Raw genomic sequence first — 17,546 nt, 5'->3', positions numbered from 1 at the left:
GGTACCACTGTTGAAGTACCTTATTCCAATCCGTACCATTAATGATGGTTATGACGCGTCTTTCAATCTGGCACTCTATAAATAGTTCTTGCCTAATACAATGAAACTGGCAGTAAACGCCAGATTGAAACGTTTCGACATTTTCATTATAGTCGGTGTTGATAGCGATTTCAACCACTTTATCTATTTTTCACAGAAAAAGTTGAATTGTCCAATCTGTCCATCCACGTCACTCCGTTTATAGTCTATACTGCATAATAGTCGAGATCCGAGAATTACGCCAGTATACAAAGGCCATGAGGCGAATAATGCCCCTGCTGACTTATGTAAGGAGACAGTTATCTAATGAATATTTCCAAGCCCATTTACCATAAAAAACCGCTGTCCCGTCCCATTTCCTTGCAGAAGATTCAGTCCGTACCTGTTGCCCTGTTCAAGCTGTGCCATCTGGTGCAGCTTCACGACCGCGAGGCATTCTCCCGCATAGATGAGATGTGGAGCACTCTTCATGTGCTATACGTCATTACTGCTGGCCAGGCCAGGCTGATCAGTGCAGAGGGAAAACTGACATTAAATGCAGGCTCTGCAGTCGTTCGACAAGCTGGAAGCCTGCTTCAGCACGAGAACAAGCGCGGCTCCCTGTCGCCAGTACAGGGCATTGCTATTGCTTTTGATTCCACTGAAAATGAACAACTGTTCTGGCCGTTCGGGATACCAGCTCTCATTGCGAGTCGTACTCTCACCGATAGGGCAGTAGAGCTGGTTCAAGCAAGTTCGAAAGGCCATGATTCCAGCCCCTTCAAGCCACATATGCTTTTCTATGAGTTACTGGATATTTTGCGGGATCATGTGGCTCATTCTGCTCATGAAGATCACTCCTGGCTCGATGCCGTGCTCAGACATATCCATCAGATGTATACCCATCCGTTGACCCGCGAACAATTGGCACGAGATGCAAATGTAAGTCCCGAGCATTTCTCACGGGAGTTCAAGAAACATACAGGTCTTACGTTTGTTGAATATATGACTCGGCTCAGAATCAGGATGGCTCAGGAGCATCTGTTGTTCGCGAACCCTACGCTACAGGAAATTGCACAACTGACAGGCTACAGGGATACCTTTTATCTGAGCCGCAAATTCAAACAGATGGTTGGATCAGCACCAACACACTACCGGAAAATGCCCAAAAAGATTGTATCGTTGACTTACAACTATACAGCCTCACTTCTGGCACTGGGCCACACTCCCCACATGGGAGCCGTAGCAAGCTGGATGGAAGATAAACTTGGTGAACCTGGTAATGAGGGTCATGAAACATTTGAACAGCATTCCGAGTATGAGCTGGTTAAACATCCAGAGCTGATTGCAAATGCTCATCCTGATGTCATTATCGGTTATGCGCCACATCCCGCTTCTGATGAACTACGTCTGATCGCACCGACCATTCTGATGCCCTTTGAGGAACTTGATTGGCAGGAGCAGCTTCTTCATCTCGGCCGAATTACTGGGCTTGAGTCCAATGCACAAGCGTTGTTAGATCAATATCATCAACTTGAGCAAGAAGCCAATCATACGTTGAACCAACAGATAGAAGGAACACGAGGGTCCGCCGTTTGCATGTTTATGATTGGAGAAGACGGGGCTTATATCTACGGTCATGGCTGGGGCAGAGCTTCTCATGTGCTGTATCAATCGCTCGGCTTCACTCCACCTTCACGGATGGAACAGGATGGACAGTTACTTACGGGGTACGTTCATGTTCCGTTGTCCGAGATTCACTTATATGCCGCAGATCACATGTTTGTTGCCTACCCTGAGGAACCTGCCGAACGAGAAATGCTGGATAACCTGCTGAATCAGGAATCTTGGGGCACTCTCTCCGCCGTTCGTGAAGGACGTGTATACGAGATTGATGCCGACATGTTCTATGGATTCGATCCCTTGTCTGTTATGGAACAGTTGCAGCATATCATGCGTCACCTCACATCATAATTGTCCATGCAGTACTGATCATAGTTGTCCATGTACAAATATCACGTCTTCCTCTATGTTATTAATGAGAATAATAATCATTATTGATTATACATAGGGGGAACAAGAATATGTTTGCTGCAAAAAAACGCTTTTCCGGCTTGCTGCTTATGCTCGCCATCATTATGATTCTGGCTGCTTGTAGCAGCGGAACGGGCTCGACTGCCACCGAACAGACATCGGCAGCGGGAACTGAAACGACAACGGCCTCTTCAGAGACGAACAAAGACGCATCGTCCGGTTCAGATAATTCAAATGCTACGCGAATTTACAAGTCATTAAGCGGGGATGTTGAAATTCCGGCTGAACCGAAACGGATCGTGACGGATATGTACGTAAGTGATCTGCTTGCACTGGGTGTGAAACCTGTTGGTGCTGTTCAATATTATTTGGAAAACCCGTTCTATGCAGATCAGGTGGAGGGCATTGAAAGTATCGGTGATCGGGCAGCGGTATCGATGGAGAAGGTCATCGCCATGAACCCGGATCTGATCATTACCTACTCCGACCAGGCCAGTGAAATTGAGAGTTATCAAAAGATCGCACCTACCGTAGTGATTCCTTATGGTACATTCACCAATGTACATGACGAAATTCGGGGATTCGGAGAGTTGATGAACAAATCCGAAGCATCCGAAGCTTGGCTGAAAACGTACGATGAACGGATTGAAGCCGCTCGTGCCAAGGTGAAAACCGTCATCAAACCGGAGGAAACCTTCTCCATCCTTGAAGTATCCGACAAAAGTTATTATGGATATGGAGACAATTTTGGTCGAGGCGGACAAGCAGTCTACAGTGCTTTGCAACTTGCCCCACTCGAAATCACCAAAAAGGAACTGATGGGTGATACCCAATGGAAAGAGATTTCGCGTGAAGTTGTTGGTGATTATGCAGGGGATCATATCTTCTTAACCGTTGGAGAGAACAATAAAAATTATCAAGGCGACTCCATCTGGCAATCCCTGCCGGCTGTAAAAAACAATCAGGTGTATGAGTTGCTGGAAGACCGTTACTGGTACTTCGACCCGATTGCGATTCAAGGTCAGGCTGAGGAATTCGCCGATATGATCGTAGAACGTGCCGAGCAAAACCGCAAATAACATAAGCATGAATTCAGGTGTCCGGACAGGCTGATCAGCCTGCTCGGGCATTTGTGTCATATCATATGCTTCGCTGTTTTATGTCCTATTATCGCCCTTACAAAAGGCTCTTTATATTGGACTTCTCCTGTGCCATCGCCGCCGCGCTGCTGGAGCTGGCCTTTTCACTCGCCGTTAACCGGGTTGTCGATCAACTGCTTCCGGCTGGCAATTGGTCCATGATCTTAGCGGCATGTGTCGGACTACTCGGTATCTACCTGCCCAGTTCCTTTTTCCATTATGCAGTCACCTATTGGGAACAATAAGACCGGGCATCTGGTCTCCCGCATGACCAACGATCTGATGGATATTGGTGAGATCGCGCATCACGGACCCGAGGACTTATTTATCGCCTTTATGACACTCGCCGGAGCTTTCGGGATTATGCTGGGGATCAACTGGCAGCTCGCTGTGATGACGTTTATCATCGTGCCGCTGATGATCTACCTGTCACTGTATTTCAGTCGCAAAATGTCCAAGGCATTCAAGCGCATGTTTGCGGATATCGCCGATTATAATGCGTATTCCTCGGACCGATCGAGAAGATAACTCCGTCATCGAGACGTACCCCAAAGGCATCGCCGGATTCAGACGTTACCTGGAGCTGCTTGAAGCTGTACCGGATGTGAAAGGCGATATTGCCTTCCATAACGTTACCTTTTCTTATGGTGAACATAAACCTGCGCTGTCTGAGGTCAACCTTAATGTTCAGGCAGGCCAGACAGTCGCTCTGGTTGGACCTTCAGGAGGGGGCAAAACGACGTTATGCAGTCTGATCCCACGTTTCTACGATGTGGATGCGGGGCATATCTCCATTGATGGCATTCCCGTGAAGGACATGACGCTGGAATCACTGCGCTCCCATATCGGGATTGTGCAGCAGGATATTTTCCTCTTTGACGGAACGATTCGTGAAAATATTGCATACGGCAAGCTGAATGCTTCCGATGACGAAATCTGGCAAGCCATTCGCCGGGCCCAACTGGAAGAACTGGTACAATCCCAGCCAGATGGACTGGACACCATGATCGGTGAACGTGGCGTAAAACTCTCCGGCGGACAGAAGCAACGTCTATCCATCGCAAGAATGATCCTGAAGAACCCGCCTATCCTCATTCTGGATGAAGCCACCTCCGCACTCGACACCGAGACGGAAGCTGCCATTCAACTGGCCTTGTCCGAGCTTGCTCAGGGACGTACCACTTTGGTGATTGCCCATCGACTGGCGACCATCCGACACGCGGATCGCATCGTAGTAGTGGAGAACGGCAGCGTAGCCGAACAAGGCAGTCATGAAGAACTGCTCGCACGTAAAGGCTCATACAGCCGACTGCATCAAGCCCAGTTTGGTTAAGTAGCATGCCCTAACATAGCAACCATCGAAAAAAACAAATACGGAATGAAAACAACCTTCCCTCTGCAAACGAGGTGAAGGTTGTTTTATTCATTTCAGATATCCTTTTGATTTCCAGAATCGCTTCGCAAATGATTCAGCAGCGTACGGTGGCTCCCCATTCAGTAGATCCTCATTCGCTTGAATGAGCACTTGGCGTCCACGTTCGAGCAATTGAACGGCATGTAGTAATTGAGAGCCGCCTATATAATGAAGTTCAAGCAACAACGGTTCTTCTTCCTCATCCTCGTCATTCTGAGCCGAGTATTCAATCAACACACTTTCCGAGCCGTCCGCATGTTGGTGCAGGGTATAATAGTATTTCTCCACCTGAGTCTCCCCTTGAGCATCCACATACTCTCTTCCAATACGTAGCATGGCTGGCTGGGGAACACCATTAGACATCTGACCCGCTTGTCGAAATGCAAAATATAACTCTCCAATCCACAGTCCGTGCCGATCATCATCATAATAATCGTCATATGGCTCCACGACAGGCAGTGCTAATAAATCATAGATCAGTTGTTGCGAAATTAAGGAACGGGCATACTGATAATTCGATACAGACTGCAACAAGGTGCTCCATCCTTGCTCGCTTAACTGCTGAATATCAGCAGGTGAGTTCTCCGAGAATACGTTCCATTCCGAATTCTCATTGTGCAGATAACGATATGCTCCTGAGATCATCCAGACAGGTTTACCCGATTGTACGATATGTTTATCAGGAGAGTTGGAACCTTGATCTGATGGCTCCATCTTAAGCAACAATGCACAATTGTGGTCATCCTGAAAATACAGACTGCGGAAATACCCCTCCGTATGCTCATCTCCATAGACCGATACTCGGCAAAATTGCTCGTCCAACCAAAATTCATAACTGTTCAGCAACTCATCCGCCTCTCTTACAGGCAACAAAGATGGATGAGTAAGACGCTCTATGTTCTCAGCGGTAATCCGATGATCTTCGAACCAATCCGGCACATCTGGCTCTGATTCATCAGCATGAATGTACTTTCGGTTGATTACAGGTTGTCCTTGCTGCAGCCTCCTTAACATTTCTTCTCGCCAAGGAAAAGGCTCTGTATCTTCATCAATTACACATTCAGGAACCAATAACGTCAACATGTCAGAGCCCCGCCATGGTCCGAGATCCTCCCATTCTTCAAGCTGACGCTTCACATTACGCTGTCCTTGAACCTGAATCGTATATTGCTCGGTACTTACCAGCAATCCACCTTCTACATTCCCTCTCACTGTCAATTCTCCATGGTTATAATCCCCCCAGAACATATCCTCCACATAGAGATTACCTGTAATATATATTTCCTGCCCACCCACGATCATATAGGGCGTTATGAGATTCCCAAGTACAACCAGATTTGAACTGGCCGCGTCGGAACTTGTATTTCCAATATAACGATCCACTGTCAGATTTCCGTCAACCAAGATCAAAAAAGGTCCTTCATCCAACAACAGTTCACTGATATGAAGATCACCAGAATGTAACCATACTTCCTCGGCTTCAAATTCACCGTTGTTCGCTTCATTCTGAGTGTACATCCAACTTTTCTGAGGCAACTTCGTATGTATATCTGCAAAAGACACCTTGTGACCTATCTGATGTATGGACATGTCCTGACACTCCTCATCCCATAATATATGGATAGAATCTATCTGATCTACTGATAGGATGACTACCCATTTTTATTATACTAGAGGAAATATACACCACTCCATAACAAAAACCCTCACTCGAGTAGAATGAAGGTTAAGCTTGTGAACGATAACGACCCCAAGCTCATTAAATACATATATGATCTAGTCCATTCTTATAACTTCCCACCCAGAATGGCATTTGCCCGCTCACGAAAATCCTTTGCCGCCTGCTCTGGCGTAATTTTGCCAAACAACAGCAGATCATACAACTCACGTAACACGGCAGTCACCTCGGCTGCACCTACAGGATCAGGCGGGTCCATCTGGCTGCTGTGATCCGCAACCCAATCAATATAGTCAAACACCTGTGCCAGTTCCGGTTCAACCACCAGCTTCATTCGCTCTTTGACACGGGATGAGACAGGCACACCCCGCTCCCCTTTGAGCAGCAGATTGGCATCCAGATCATTTACGAAAAAGCTGATGAACTTGGCGGCCTCCTCCTTATGCCTGGAATTGCCTGCGATGGAGAAAAACATGCCTGGCTTCAGGAACAACCCATCCTGGCTGTTTGGCCCAGGCATCGGTGAAATGGTTAACGGTTTGCCGTAACGTTGAGTGGTACTGATAAATTGGTTGGAATACCCCCAGCTAAACAAAGCCTCTCTCAGATAAAACGGATCGTTGTCAGGTTTGCCAATGTCGGATGTCCAGATATCCGGTGCAAAAATAAGCTTCTTCTCCGCGAGTTGCTGCATTCGGCCAAAATAATCAATAAATAGCCCATCGTCCTCATAACCCAACCTCTTGCCATCCTCGGCGTACAGCTTGGAACCATATTGTCTCAAGTAATACGCAAAAAACTGTTCGGGCGTGAAATAGGTTCCCAGATAAATGCCTTTCCCCAGCAATTGCTCGCCCATCCGGTCAAAATCCGCCCATGTCCACGTATCCGTTGGCAATTCAATATCATTGGCCTTCAATACTTCCGGATCATAAATACTAAGCATGGCGTTAACCCCCAAACTGAGTCCGTAGGTTTTTCCATTCAGGCTCCCACTCTCCAGCTGTTCCTTCTCTATATCTGCCGTGTCAATCTGTCCGCTCTGGATGTACGGCGTCATATCCTCCAACAGTTGCAACGAACTGTACTGGGACAGATAGGAGACATCCATCTGGATAATGTCGGGTAACGCATTGCCTGCTGCATGTGGGGCAAGTTTTCTCCAGTATTCATTGAAACTGCTATATTCGTATTCAATGTTCACATGTGGGTTCAACTTCTCATACCGATTGATAACAGCTATCGTTGCATTGTTGCGAAACTCCCCACCCCACCAAGCGATTCGCAGTGTGATCGGCTCTTCTTCCACAATCATGCCTGGCCTTTGATCCCACTGGTTCACACAGCCAGAAAGAGTCAGTATAAGACAGATCATGCCTATGGCTCGCATCCATCTCCCCATATCTTCTCCTCCTTACCTGGCGATGGTGGTGGCAGCAATACCGTTACTCTCGTTCCATACCCCGGCTTGCTCTCCAGCAGAACATCATATTCTTCGCCAAAAGCCAAGCGTACCCGCTCCCTGATATTCAGCAGACCAATCCCTGTTCCTCTGGTCTTCACTTCTCCGCGCAGCACTTGTTCCACATATTCGGGTGCCATGCCAGGACCCTGATCTTCCACGATCAGGGCCAGCTTGCCCCCTGATATCTCGGCATACACTCGAATCAGACAGGATCCAACCTGTGGTTCCAAGCCATATTGAATGGCATTTTCCAATAGGGGCTGTAGGGTTAACTTGGGAATGGCACAACCCAGATAAGAAGCAGGCACATCCATACGGAAATCCAGCCGCTGCCGGAAACGGTAGGTCTGAATGGTGATGTAATGATTGACGATCTCCAGTTCTTCGGCAATGGTAATGATATTTTGCTTGAAGCTGATGGAGGAACGCAGCAAATACCCAAGTGACAGCACCATACTGGAGATTTGCTCCTGCCTGTTCTTTTTGGCGAGCCAATGGATCGAGTCCAGCGCATTATACAGAAAGTGAGGATTGATCTGCGCCTGTAGCGCCTTGAACTCCGTTTCTTTAATGACCAGCTGGCTTGCATAATTTTCTTTGATCAATGTATTAATATGTGTAATCATCAGTCGGTACGTACGTTGTAACAATCCCAGTTCATCCATGTGCTGGTGCGTTGGAATGGACAGATTGGCATCCATATTCTCCAGATCCCCATACTGAACCTCCTTCATCTGACTGATGAGCTGCCTGATCGGCCTTGTCAGACTGCGTGCGAACACCATACCAAGCGCAAGCACAACCAGAATGGCGATAAGATAAACGACAATCAAACTATTCTTCAACCATATAATCCGTTCAAAAATTTCATCGTAAGAGGCCATATTGTAATAAACCCAACCGGTGTAAGAAGATTTCTTCTGGGAAAGGAATATCTCCCTTCCATCCAGATTTTTGATCTCATAACCCCCACTACCCGGAAGTGGATTCAATCCCGCGGACACCGCTTCTGGAAGCTGGCGATAAGGATAGACCACCTCACTGCCTGCTTTCAGAATAATGTCACTGTCCTGGCTATCCATGCCCGCATACTCCTCAACGAGTCGCTCAATATTAATACGCAGAAACAGTATGCCTACCGGTTCCAGGGTCATCGGTTCGTAGGTTCGCACCTGACGCACCATAACCAGCATCGGATCATCGTCATCCGGGTATAACCAGCGTACTGCCCCGTTCGCCTGCTCCGCAGCCTCAATCATCCGATCATATTTTTCCGGGGATACGGTTAGTGTTTCACCATATTTATTCACTCTCCCCTTTGAATCAATCAGATGAACGGACTGCACATATCGTGCAGCCCCACTAATATGCTCCCATAGTCGATCTGTGATCTTCTTCCGTTCAATAAAGCTTGAATATGCGCTATCGTCATCCAGCAATGACTTCAAAGCCCTTTGAATCTGCGTATCTGAAATCATGTTTAATGATAACGCTTCCAACTTCCGAAGTTCAACATCCACTGTAGACGAGGAAAGGTTCAGAAGTCGGGACGACTTATCAAACAGCTGTTTGTCATAGACGGAGTACGTATAATACAAGGACCCAAACGCGAGGATGATGATAAATGCCATCATGAACATAATCATCAGAAACATTTTCATTTTGATGCTCAGTTTGCGGTAGGCTGTCATGACCAAAGCGCTCCTTTGAACCACGTGATACTACTAGGTATATCACATGCAGGAAGGTTTTCCCTAAGTTTTAGCGCTCGATTTCTCACGGTTTATTTGGACTGATATCGGTCATAGGCCGCTTGATGAACTTCAATCGCCCGGTCAATGCCCATGCTCTTGATTGTTTCGGCCATCGTGTCAAATTCGGTGATTGGCTTCTGTCCGCTAATGATGGAAGTCATCGTTTCATTCAAATACGTATTCACCTGGCTCATGATGGACGTACTTGTAGTTACCTCATCCGATGACAAACGAATTGGAGGAAGCGTTAATGCTGAGCTTGCTTTCATCCATTCCGCATTCGCTGCACGCTGTCCGTCGTCAAATAATAAGGCATCCAGGTAACGGCTATCCTGATTGATTGGACCGTCCATGATGGACAAGGCATAGGAAGCCAGCGCCTGGTCGTACGTCAGACCGTTCGGATTATCAATAATGGTATCTGTGAATTTGACACCTTCCCCGTCACGAACGTAGCTGTCATTTTCGATACCAAAGTTGAACAGATCACTACCCTCTTCGCTGTAGTTGTAGTCCATCCACTGTACAATATATTTCAGTTTTTCTTCGTCTGCGGAAGCTGTAATGGCCTCACCATAACTTAGTACCTTATTCTCCAGATTGAAGGTAGCATAAGAAGTGCCATCCGGAGATACAGGCCACGGTACCCCAGTTACATTAAAGTTCGGATCGGTATCTCTCATCAGATTGAAGTATTTCCCCATACCACTAAACACACCACCCTGATATGCGCCTGCCAGATTGCTGGTAACCTTATAGTCGAATGCTTTACCGTCATTGGTCATGATCTCGGGATCAATCAGCCCTTCCTTGTACCACTTGGCCATGGTCTCCAAGAAATCACGGTAGCCCGGCTGAATCGGTCCGAACTCCACCTTGTCTCCATTCATCTGGAAGCCACCAATTACACCAAAGGCCGCGGCAAAATCATGGAGCTTAGTCAGGTTACCCGGTCCCCAGTTTCCGGTGAATGGCAGCTCATCTGGCTTGCCGTTGCCGTTGGGGTCCTGTTCCTTGAATGCCTTAAGCACCGTATACCACTCATCGATGTTGGTAGGCACCTTAAGGTTCAATGCATCAAGCCAGTCCTGGCGCATAATTAAACCGGAAGTAGCATTCAGCTTCAATGCATCCAGCTTCAGCAGCGGGAACATATAGATCGTGCCATCGTCGAGTGCAATCTGTTTCTTCACATCTGGATCGGATTCAATAATCCGCTTCAAGTTCGGTGCATAACTGTCGATCAGTTCGTTCAATCGAATGATCCGACCATCCTTGATCATTTTTTCCGGTCCGCCAACGGCATCCGCCCAGTTATAATAAATGACATCCGGTAGCTCTTTCGTGGAGATCAACAGATTGAACTGGTCACGTTGTTGTCCAAGCGGAGGATGTGTGAACTTCACTTTGATGCCCGTCAATTTCTCCTTTTCCTTGTAAGACGCCATATCGCCAAAATTATTCAAGGAAGCAGTCAATTTGGCATCATTGGCGCGCCAGTAGTCAATGGTAAATGGCTCACTTGTAATCGGTAGTGGAATCTCGGTCAACGCCTGAACCGCAGGTTCTGTTCCTTCTGCTGGCTCTGCGTTACCTGGTTCATTATCCCCCGTACAGCCCGCCAGTAAAGACATGGTAAGTAGCGATGACAACAAGATGGACCCCATTCTTTTTTTCACGTAATTCGCCTCCATAGGATACATTTTTTATTGTTTCACAGCACCGATTAGAGCGCCCTGAACAAAATAACGTTGGATGAACGGATATACCAGCATAATCGGCAGGGTAGAGATAATGATGGTTGCATATTTGATGTTCTCCCCAATGGCAAAGCCGGTATCAGCGCCAGCGCCCATGGCCTCCGTACTGCTGCTGATCAGAATATCACGCATAATAATCTGGATCGGATACAGTTCCTGACTGCGCAGGTAGAGCATCGGTCCGACATAATCATTCCAATGGTCAACCGCATAATACAGCATCATGACCGCCAGGATTGGCTTTGACAATGGCAGTACAATTCGGAACAAAATCAGAAAGTCATTGGCGCCATCAAGCTTCGCCGATTCAATCAGACTGATCGGAATACCCTCAAAGTTTGTTTTCATAATGAGGAAATAGAATGTGCTGATGGCACCCGGAATAATAAGCGCAAAACGGGTATCCACCATGCCCAGATTCTGAATCAGAAGAAAAGTTGGAATCATACCCCCGCCAAAAAACATCGTGAACGTAATTAATTTCATCAGCGTTTTTCTGCCCATCAGATCACCACGTGACAGACCATATGCAGCCAGCGAAGTCATGAGCAGATTGATCGCAGTACCCACCACAACATAGAACAAGGTGTTCATATATCCCGTATAGATGCGAGTATCCTGAAATACCGACTTGTACGCTCCCAGCTGAAAACCTTCAGGAATGAGCATCAGTGAACGGGAACGCAGCATCTGGTCCGGGTCGCTGATGGAGGAATTGAACACGTACAGCATCGGGTAAAAGCATAAAACCATGATCACCAAGAGCAGCAGTGTATTAAATACATCAAAAAGTCGTTCCCCTATAGACTGTTTCATCGCTTCACCTTCCGATTACCATAGACTGGTTGAGTTAAGCTTTCTGCTGATCGCGTTCGCGATAATGAGCAGCGCAAAATTAATGACGCCGTTAAATAGTCCGATGGCGGTTGAATACGTATAGTTCCCCTCCAAAATACCTGATCGATAAACAAAGGTGGATATGACATCCGATGTCTCATAGGTCGGTGCCGTTTGCATCAACAATATTTTCTGAAAATCCGCGTTCATGACCGCCCCCATACGCAGAATTAACATAATCACAATCGTTGGCATAATGCCCGGCAGTGTAATATGTAATAGCTGTCTCCAGCGGCCTGCGCCGTCAATTTTGGAAGCCTCATACAACTGAGGATCAATACCACTTAGTGCTGCCAAAAAGATAATCGAGGCCCAGCCTGCGCCCTGCCATATGTTGGACAGGATGTACATCGGACGGAACATATCTTTTTCCGCCAAAAACATGATTGGCTGCAGATCGAAAAAGTCACGAATGACGTTAAATAACCCACCGTCCAGAGATGAGAACGTTTTCAACATTCCGACCACGACGACAACCGAGATGAAGTGCGGCATATAACTAATGGTCTGTACTGCGCCTCTGAACCACTTCTTCCGGACTTCATTCAGCAGCAGTGCTAGTAGAATCGGAGCCGGGAAACCAAACACAATACTGTAAAAACTCAAAATCAGTGTGTTCTTAATCAGTCGCCAGAAATAATAACTTTCAAAAAACATGGTGAAGTTGTCAAATCCGACCCATTCGCCTGCCAAGATTCCTTTGATCGGGTTGTAGGATTCCTGAAATGCCATCAGTAGCCCGTACATTGGCCCATAGCTGAAAATCAGATAGTAGGCTACCACAGGAACGAGCATCAGATACACGTATCTGTTGCGGACAAGTTCCTTTTTCACCAAACTCCATTTGCCAGCTGGCTTCAAACGCCCAGATTCAATCCCGCGGCTTCGATTCAGCTCCATCCACTCAACCTCCACTCTCGATGTTCATTCACTAACATGACACTTCTAATGATAGAATCGAGCGCCTTTTCTTCCCATGCTCATTTCCGATAAATGGATGTTCAAAACCGAGTTCCGTCCGACAAAAAAAGACCCTGCTGCCGATGAAATGGCGTACAGGGCCCGATCACAGATTAGATGTAGATCGGATATACAGGTAAGCTATGCAGAAGCCGGTATCAACGCTGTTCTAGGGTACTTTTTTATACTCGGAAGGGGAGAAACCCGTGTATTTCTTGAACATTTTGCTGAAATACGGCCAGTTGGCACCAAACCCTGTCTGCTCGGCAAGCGAGGATACAGTGCAGTTCCCATCTTGCTCCAGAAGCTCCAACGCTTTACGGATGCGGTAGCTTAACACATAGTTCGTAAATTTCTCACCGGTTTCTTTTTTGAACATTTTGCCGATGTAGTCTGGATTCATGTATATTTCCCCAGCGATGGACTGGAGTGTCAGTGTCTCGTCCCTGTAGCGTTTCTCTACCAACTGTTTCACACTACCTACCATCTGCGATTGTCTGGAACGATGTTGTTCATAGCGGCGCAGGGTGATTTCCTTGCCGACAGCAAGCAGAAACTGTTGAAAAGAATGCAGGGTGCTGGATTCAATCATGCCTGGCAACTGGTCCATATACCTTTTCATCTCGGCAGAGCCACTGAGTCGAATCATCTCCATAAACATCTGAATAAGATAGGACTTTGTTTGGGATATATCGTATCGCAAGCTGGCAAGCATCTGAAACATCCGGTTCAGCTCTGATCCAACTTCCTGCCAGTGTCCCGCCTTGATTGCAGTAACCATCCGCTCCGGATCGTATTCGAATTCAGGAAGAATGCGCTCTCCGGGAGAGTAAATATCCCGCTCCATAATGAGACTCCCCTCACCGAGGTAAAAGCGGTAATTGAGATACACTAGCGTCTGCATGTACAAATGGCGTGCCTGCGAAAGATCTCCTGGCTCGCTCAGCGCAATCGTGAGATCGTCATGATAATATCGGGTAAATGTGGCGCGAATCTCATCGATATTATGGAACAACTGCGTTTCAGACAACTTGTCCTCCATAATTAGTAACACATGCCCTCCAACCGTGGCACTTAAGATGGGATTGTGAAAAATATCTTCGGCAATGTTCTTAACCGCGAACAAGTGCAAATACTCGTGATCCCCCTCAATCTCTACCAGCAGCAACCGCACACGTTGATCCTGAAACTGTACATCGAATAATTCCTCGAAATATTTCCATTCCTTGACCCCGTATGTTCTGTTCGTGACCAGCTCTTTCAGAAAATATTCCTTGGCATGTGGCAGTACACGCTCCAGATTATATTGGATCGACTGCACAAAACGCTCCTGATCGGTTAACTCCCTCTTCTCACTGACCAGTTCACTAATAGCCTGTACAAGATGCTCTTCACTGCAGGGCTTGAGCAAGTAGTGCTTCACCCCATACTGCATGGCGGTCTTCGCATATTCAAACTCCGTAAAACCCGTGAGCATGATAAACGAGATATGCTGATACTTCTCAGCCACAGCTTCAACCAGCTGCAACCCATCCATTCCCGGCATACGGATGTCCGAGATGATGATATCCGGGCGTTGCCGCTCAATTGAAGCAAGCGCTTCCAATCCATCTTGAGCAATGCCGATCAGTTCTGTTCCTAATCGGGACCAGTTCACCACACTGGAGATCCCGTCCGAGATCATAAATTCATCATCAACCAACAAAACCTTGTACATCGTATGCATCCTCCTGCCTTTAACCAGTTCCATTCTATTATATGGGCATTATGCACAAATAGAGGGGAGGACATTGAATGACATGGAATTGCACCCTAACAAGTCTGATTTCTGAACATTTGTATCACGTGTGATGTTATTGGCTACAGAATAATGTTTGTGCTGGTCCTTTGATCAAACCAAACAACCTTCACCCTGCCACAGGGTGAAGGTTTGCCGCTGCTATGCAAATGCGGGCTATATAGGTGACCATACATGCCCGGATCGATTTATTTTTTTACTGCGTGAATGAAATGTATCGTTTCAAATGCCCTTAGATGATCGATTCGATCCTGGAAAAACTGTTCCTGAATCGCCTCGGGAGTCAGATGCTCATAAATAAGCAGCCCTGCTTCATCAAGCAAGGCCTCCATCTCCACATATGCGTAGCCGGATTGCATCGGCTCACCACCCATTGCAGCCAATTTAATCATATTTTCAACCCGATTAAACATTCCTTTTTCCTCAAAAAGGTGCTCATCTGCATAATCCAGAACTATAGAGCTTCCGATTGGCAGGTTTGCAAACACATGACGAATCACGTTAAACAGATCATTTTTGGGCAAATAATACGAAACACCCAAGAGGCTAGCCAACGTCTTCCGTTTCTTCAACCCTTCAAGAGTCAAGCTGTCATTCGAAAGCTCACGCGTAAAATCCATGGGTACAAAGTGAAGATTGTCCGGAATAGTCAGCTTGGCCTGATTCAGCCGCTCCTTCTTGAAGTGCTGTGTAGCCGGATAATCCACTTCAATGATATCCAGCGTGTCCTCCAATTCCGGATGCCTCAAAGCAAACGTATCCATCCCGGCGCCAAGAATGACTACCTGCTTCAATCCCAACGCAACTTCATGCAAAAGTACATGCTCACAGTAAGCGGCCCGAGCCAGAGTTATTGGAGATAACTGTACCTGGGTAATCCATTTTAGAATCTTTTCCGGGTCGTCCTTGAGCTGTTGAGCCATATCCGGGTTGAAAAAATGAATACCTCTAACCATGTTATTGCTAATATCTGAAAACTCTTGAGAAGAGATCAGCAATCTCGCCATAAAATCATTGAAAATAAGAGGTGTATCATATTGGCAATGATAGGCTCGGCCAAAAGCCGAAATCAAAGATGTAATACTGGATTCATTCTGCTTCATGCCTATTCCTCCCGTACAAACAAAAATAAGATTCCCCCTGGCCAGGAGAACCTTAGTATATACGGAATATTTTTATATGTAAATTATAGCATAAATATATTTTTTTGTCAACCATAATTTACGGATGAGCAGACAGGTTAAAGTAGCTTTCTTTCCTCCTCCACTCTAACCTGTCCTCTCCCTTCATCATACGATTCAGCCCAAAAAGGCTAGGCGTTCATCCCATACTCCTTCACTTCACGATTACGGTTCAACACTGCATGCAGCACAAAACCAAGTACCGCAATTGCCGCTGTGCCTGTTGCCAGCCACGCTACCGGAATAAGTCCCTGTTTGTCATACATGACCCCCATCGCATATGGCCCGATAACCCGACCAACCGCACCAATCCCACCCGATATCCCGATGTAAAAAGGTGCCGCCCTGCCAGCATGCTCCGAGATAAACGCAGGTGTTGCAGGGGAGATTAACATCTCCCCAAACGTGGCCAGTACCATTGCTAGCACCATGCCCGGATAGCTGTACATGGTGATCATGACAATGTAGGCCATGCCATAGAATACCGCACTCGCGGTCATCTGGGCAGTGGAGGTACGGGCCATGGTCCGTTTCACCCAGCTGGTGAAGGGTTGGCCCACAAAGATCAGCACCCCGTTCAGGGTCCAGAGCAGACCATACATTCTTTTTTCCATACCCTCAGAAATGATATACGGGGACACACCTGTGTTCCAGATGGAGTTGCCGAATAACAGGAAGAGCACACCCAAGCTCATAAACAGATATAATCGGGCATTTCCAAGCAATGCCCAGACGCCCGGCCCATCGGGGACAGTTTTCCGTTTCGTCAGATGTACTTCCCCCTGATCCGGTTCAACCCGGGACAGATAATACCAGAAGAAAATTGCAAACCCAGCTGAGGTCACCCCGTTCAGTACAAAGCTGAGGTGATAGGAAAAGTCAGCCAGAAAACCACTCAGCGCCGTTCCAATCGCCACCCCGATATTGTTCGCTACATAGATGATATTGAATAATTCACCGCGTCGCTCCGCAAACCGGAAGCCAATAAAGGCCTGAATCGCTGGCAGCGACAATGAACTGAACAAGCCAATCCAGCCCATGGCACATATAAATACGACCCAGTACGCGCTAATCCAGGGCAGCGCAAACAAACCTAACGCATTCAGCGCCAGTGAACCAATGATCAGCTTCTTCACACCCACCCGATGGTACAACGAACCTCCAAGCAATTGTCCAAAGATGCCACCCAGGGATTGAATGAGGATTACAAAACCCGCGTTAGCCATCGTCCGTCCTAGCTCATCAAACACATACATGGTGGTCAGCGGCCACATCAGTGCACTGCCTGTTGCGTTAACCAGACTTGCCAGCAAAAATATTCTCACTTCTTTTGGATAGTTATCCAGCCATCTCATCATCGTTAATTCATTCTCCTTAGTACCTCTGCACAAACAAATAGCCATAAAAAATAGACCTTTGCCCTGACGGCATAACCATAACCAGCCAGA

Annotated in this window: 11 protein-coding genes and 1 pseudogene; 3 read left to right on the top strand and 9 right to left on the bottom strand. The window is 47.0% G+C overall.

All coding sequences use genetic code 11. The features are described 5' to 3' along the window. Window positions 1-345 precede the first annotated feature (345 nt). The 3 genes and pseudogenes from FE296_RS17515 (at window position 346) to FE296_RS17505 (ending at window position 4,524) form a co-directional block, all read left to right on the top strand. Window positions 346-1,992, top strand: a complete 1,647-nt coding sequence (locus FE296_RS17515; RefSeq protein ID WP_150365815.1) for an AraC family transcriptional regulator — start codon at window positions 346-348, stop codon at window positions 1,990-1,992. Between the two features lie 110 nt (window positions 1,993-2,102). Then, window positions 2,103-3,131, top strand: coding sequence for an ABC transporter substrate-binding protein (locus FE296_RS17510; RefSeq protein ID WP_150365814.1), 1,029 nt, complete (start codon window positions 2,103-2,105; stop codon window positions 3,129-3,131). Window positions 3,132-3,196: 65 nt separating this feature from the next. After that, a pseudogene (locus FE296_RS17505) lies at window positions 3,197-4,524 on the top strand (ABC transporter ATP-binding protein). 90 nt (window positions 4,525-4,614) lie between these two features. Here the strand turns inward: FE296_RS17505 and FE296_RS17500 are convergent. The 9 genes from FE296_RS17500 to FE296_RS17460 form a co-directional block, all read right to left on the bottom strand. Beyond that, entirely contained in the window at window positions 4,615-6,195 is a 1,581-nt protein-coding gene (locus tag FE296_RS17500) for a hypothetical protein (RefSeq protein ID WP_150365813.1), read from the bottom strand. A gap of 197 nt (window positions 6,196-6,392) precedes the next feature. Next, window positions 6,393-7,685, bottom strand: a complete 1,293-nt coding sequence (locus FE296_RS17495) for an ABC transporter substrate-binding protein (RefSeq protein WP_150365812.1) — start codon at window positions 7,683-7,685, stop codon at window positions 6,393-6,395. Further along, complete coding sequence (locus tag FE296_RS17490) at window positions 7,661-9,439, bottom strand: sensor histidine kinase (RefSeq protein ID WP_150365811.1); 1,779 nt, start codon at window positions 9,437-9,439, stop codon at window positions 7,661-7,663. Before FE296_RS17490 ends, FE296_RS17495 begins: the two co-directional genes overlap by 25 nt. A gap of 92 nt (window positions 9,440-9,531) precedes the next feature. Further along, complete coding sequence (locus tag FE296_RS17485; protein WP_150365810.1) at window positions 9,532-11,181, bottom strand: type 2 periplasmic-binding domain-containing protein; 1,650 nt, start codon at window positions 11,179-11,181, stop codon at window positions 9,532-9,534. Window positions 11,182-11,208: 27 nt separating this feature from the next. After that, the gene (locus tag FE296_RS17480; RefSeq protein WP_076209737.1) at window positions 11,209-12,078 is read right to left on the bottom strand and encodes a carbohydrate ABC transporter permease; all 870 of its coding nucleotides are present in this window, start codon (window positions 12,076-12,078) and stop codon (window positions 11,209-11,211) included. A 15-nt stretch (window positions 12,079-12,093) separates the two neighbouring features. After that, window positions 12,094-13,059 carry an ABC transporter permease gene (locus tag FE296_RS17475; protein ID WP_150365809.1) on the bottom strand — a complete coding sequence of 322 codons (966 nt, stop codon included), beginning with the start codon at window positions 13,057-13,059 and terminating at the stop codon, window positions 12,094-12,096. 229 nt (window positions 13,060-13,288) lie between these two features. After that, window positions 13,289-14,836 (bottom strand): response regulator, encoded by a 1,548-nt coding sequence (locus FE296_RS17470; RefSeq protein ID WP_124116592.1) that lies wholly within the window; start codon window positions 14,834-14,836, stop codon window positions 13,289-13,291. A gap of 269 nt (window positions 14,837-15,105) precedes the next feature. Beyond that, on the bottom strand, window positions 15,106-16,020 hold the full coding sequence (locus tag FE296_RS17465) for a class I SAM-dependent methyltransferase (protein ID WP_150365808.1): 915 nt from the start codon (window positions 16,018-16,020) through the stop codon (window positions 15,106-15,108). Window positions 16,021-16,229: 209 nt separating this feature from the next. Continuing rightward, a complete protein-coding gene (locus FE296_RS17460; RefSeq protein ID WP_124116894.1) occupies window positions 16,230-17,453 on the bottom strand; it encodes an MFS transporter in 1,224 nt (407 codons plus the stop codon). Between the last annotated feature and the right edge of the window lie 93 nt (window positions 17,454-17,546).

It is taken from the genome of Paenibacillus sp. UASWS1643, from assembly GCF_008693195.1.
Classification (GTDB): Bacteria; Bacillota; Bacilli; order Paenibacillales; family Paenibacillaceae; genus Paenibacillus; species Paenibacillus amylolyticus_B.
This window is presented reverse-complemented; position numbering and strand designations above follow the sequence as displayed.

What these genes read in the sequence shown, in the direction of transcription:
- FE296_RS17515 (WP_150365815.1), top strand. Translation starts at nt 346, where the DNA reads ATGAATATTTCCAAGCCCATTTACCATAAAAAACCGCTGTCCCGTCCC.
- FE296_RS17510 (WP_150365814.1), top strand. Translation starts at nt 2,103, where the DNA reads ATGTTTGCTGCAAAAAAACGCTTTTCCGGCTTGCTGCTTATGCTCGCC.
- FE296_RS17500 (WP_150365813.1), bottom strand. Translation starts at nt 6,195, where the DNA reads ATGTCCATACATCAGATAGGTCACAAGGTGTCTTTTGCAGATATACAT.
- FE296_RS17495 (WP_150365812.1), bottom strand. Translation starts at nt 7,685, where the DNA reads ATGGGGAGATGGATGCGAGCCATAGGCATGATCTGTCTTATACTGACT.
- FE296_RS17490 (WP_150365811.1), bottom strand. Translation starts at nt 9,439, where the DNA reads ATGACAGCCTACCGCAAACTGAGCATCAAAATGAAAATGTTTCTGATG.
- FE296_RS17480 (WP_076209737.1), bottom strand. Translation starts at nt 12,078, where the DNA reads ATGAAACAGTCTATAGGGGAACGACTTTTTGATGTATTTAATACACTG.
- FE296_RS17475 (WP_150365809.1), bottom strand. Translation starts at nt 13,059, where the DNA reads ATGGAGCTGAATCGAAGCCGCGGGATTGAATCTGGGCGTTTGAAGCCA.
- FE296_RS17470 (WP_124116592.1), bottom strand. Translation starts at nt 14,836, where the DNA reads ATGTACAAGGTTTTGTTGGTTGATGATGAATTTATGATCTCGGACGGG.
- FE296_RS17465 (WP_150365808.1), bottom strand. Translation starts at nt 16,020, where the DNA reads ATGAAGCAGAATGAATCCAGTATTACATCTTTGATTTCGGCTTTTGGC.
- FE296_RS17460 (WP_124116894.1), bottom strand. Translation starts at nt 17,453, where the DNA reads ATGAGATGGCTGGATAACTATCCAAAAGAAGTGAGAATATTTTTGCTG.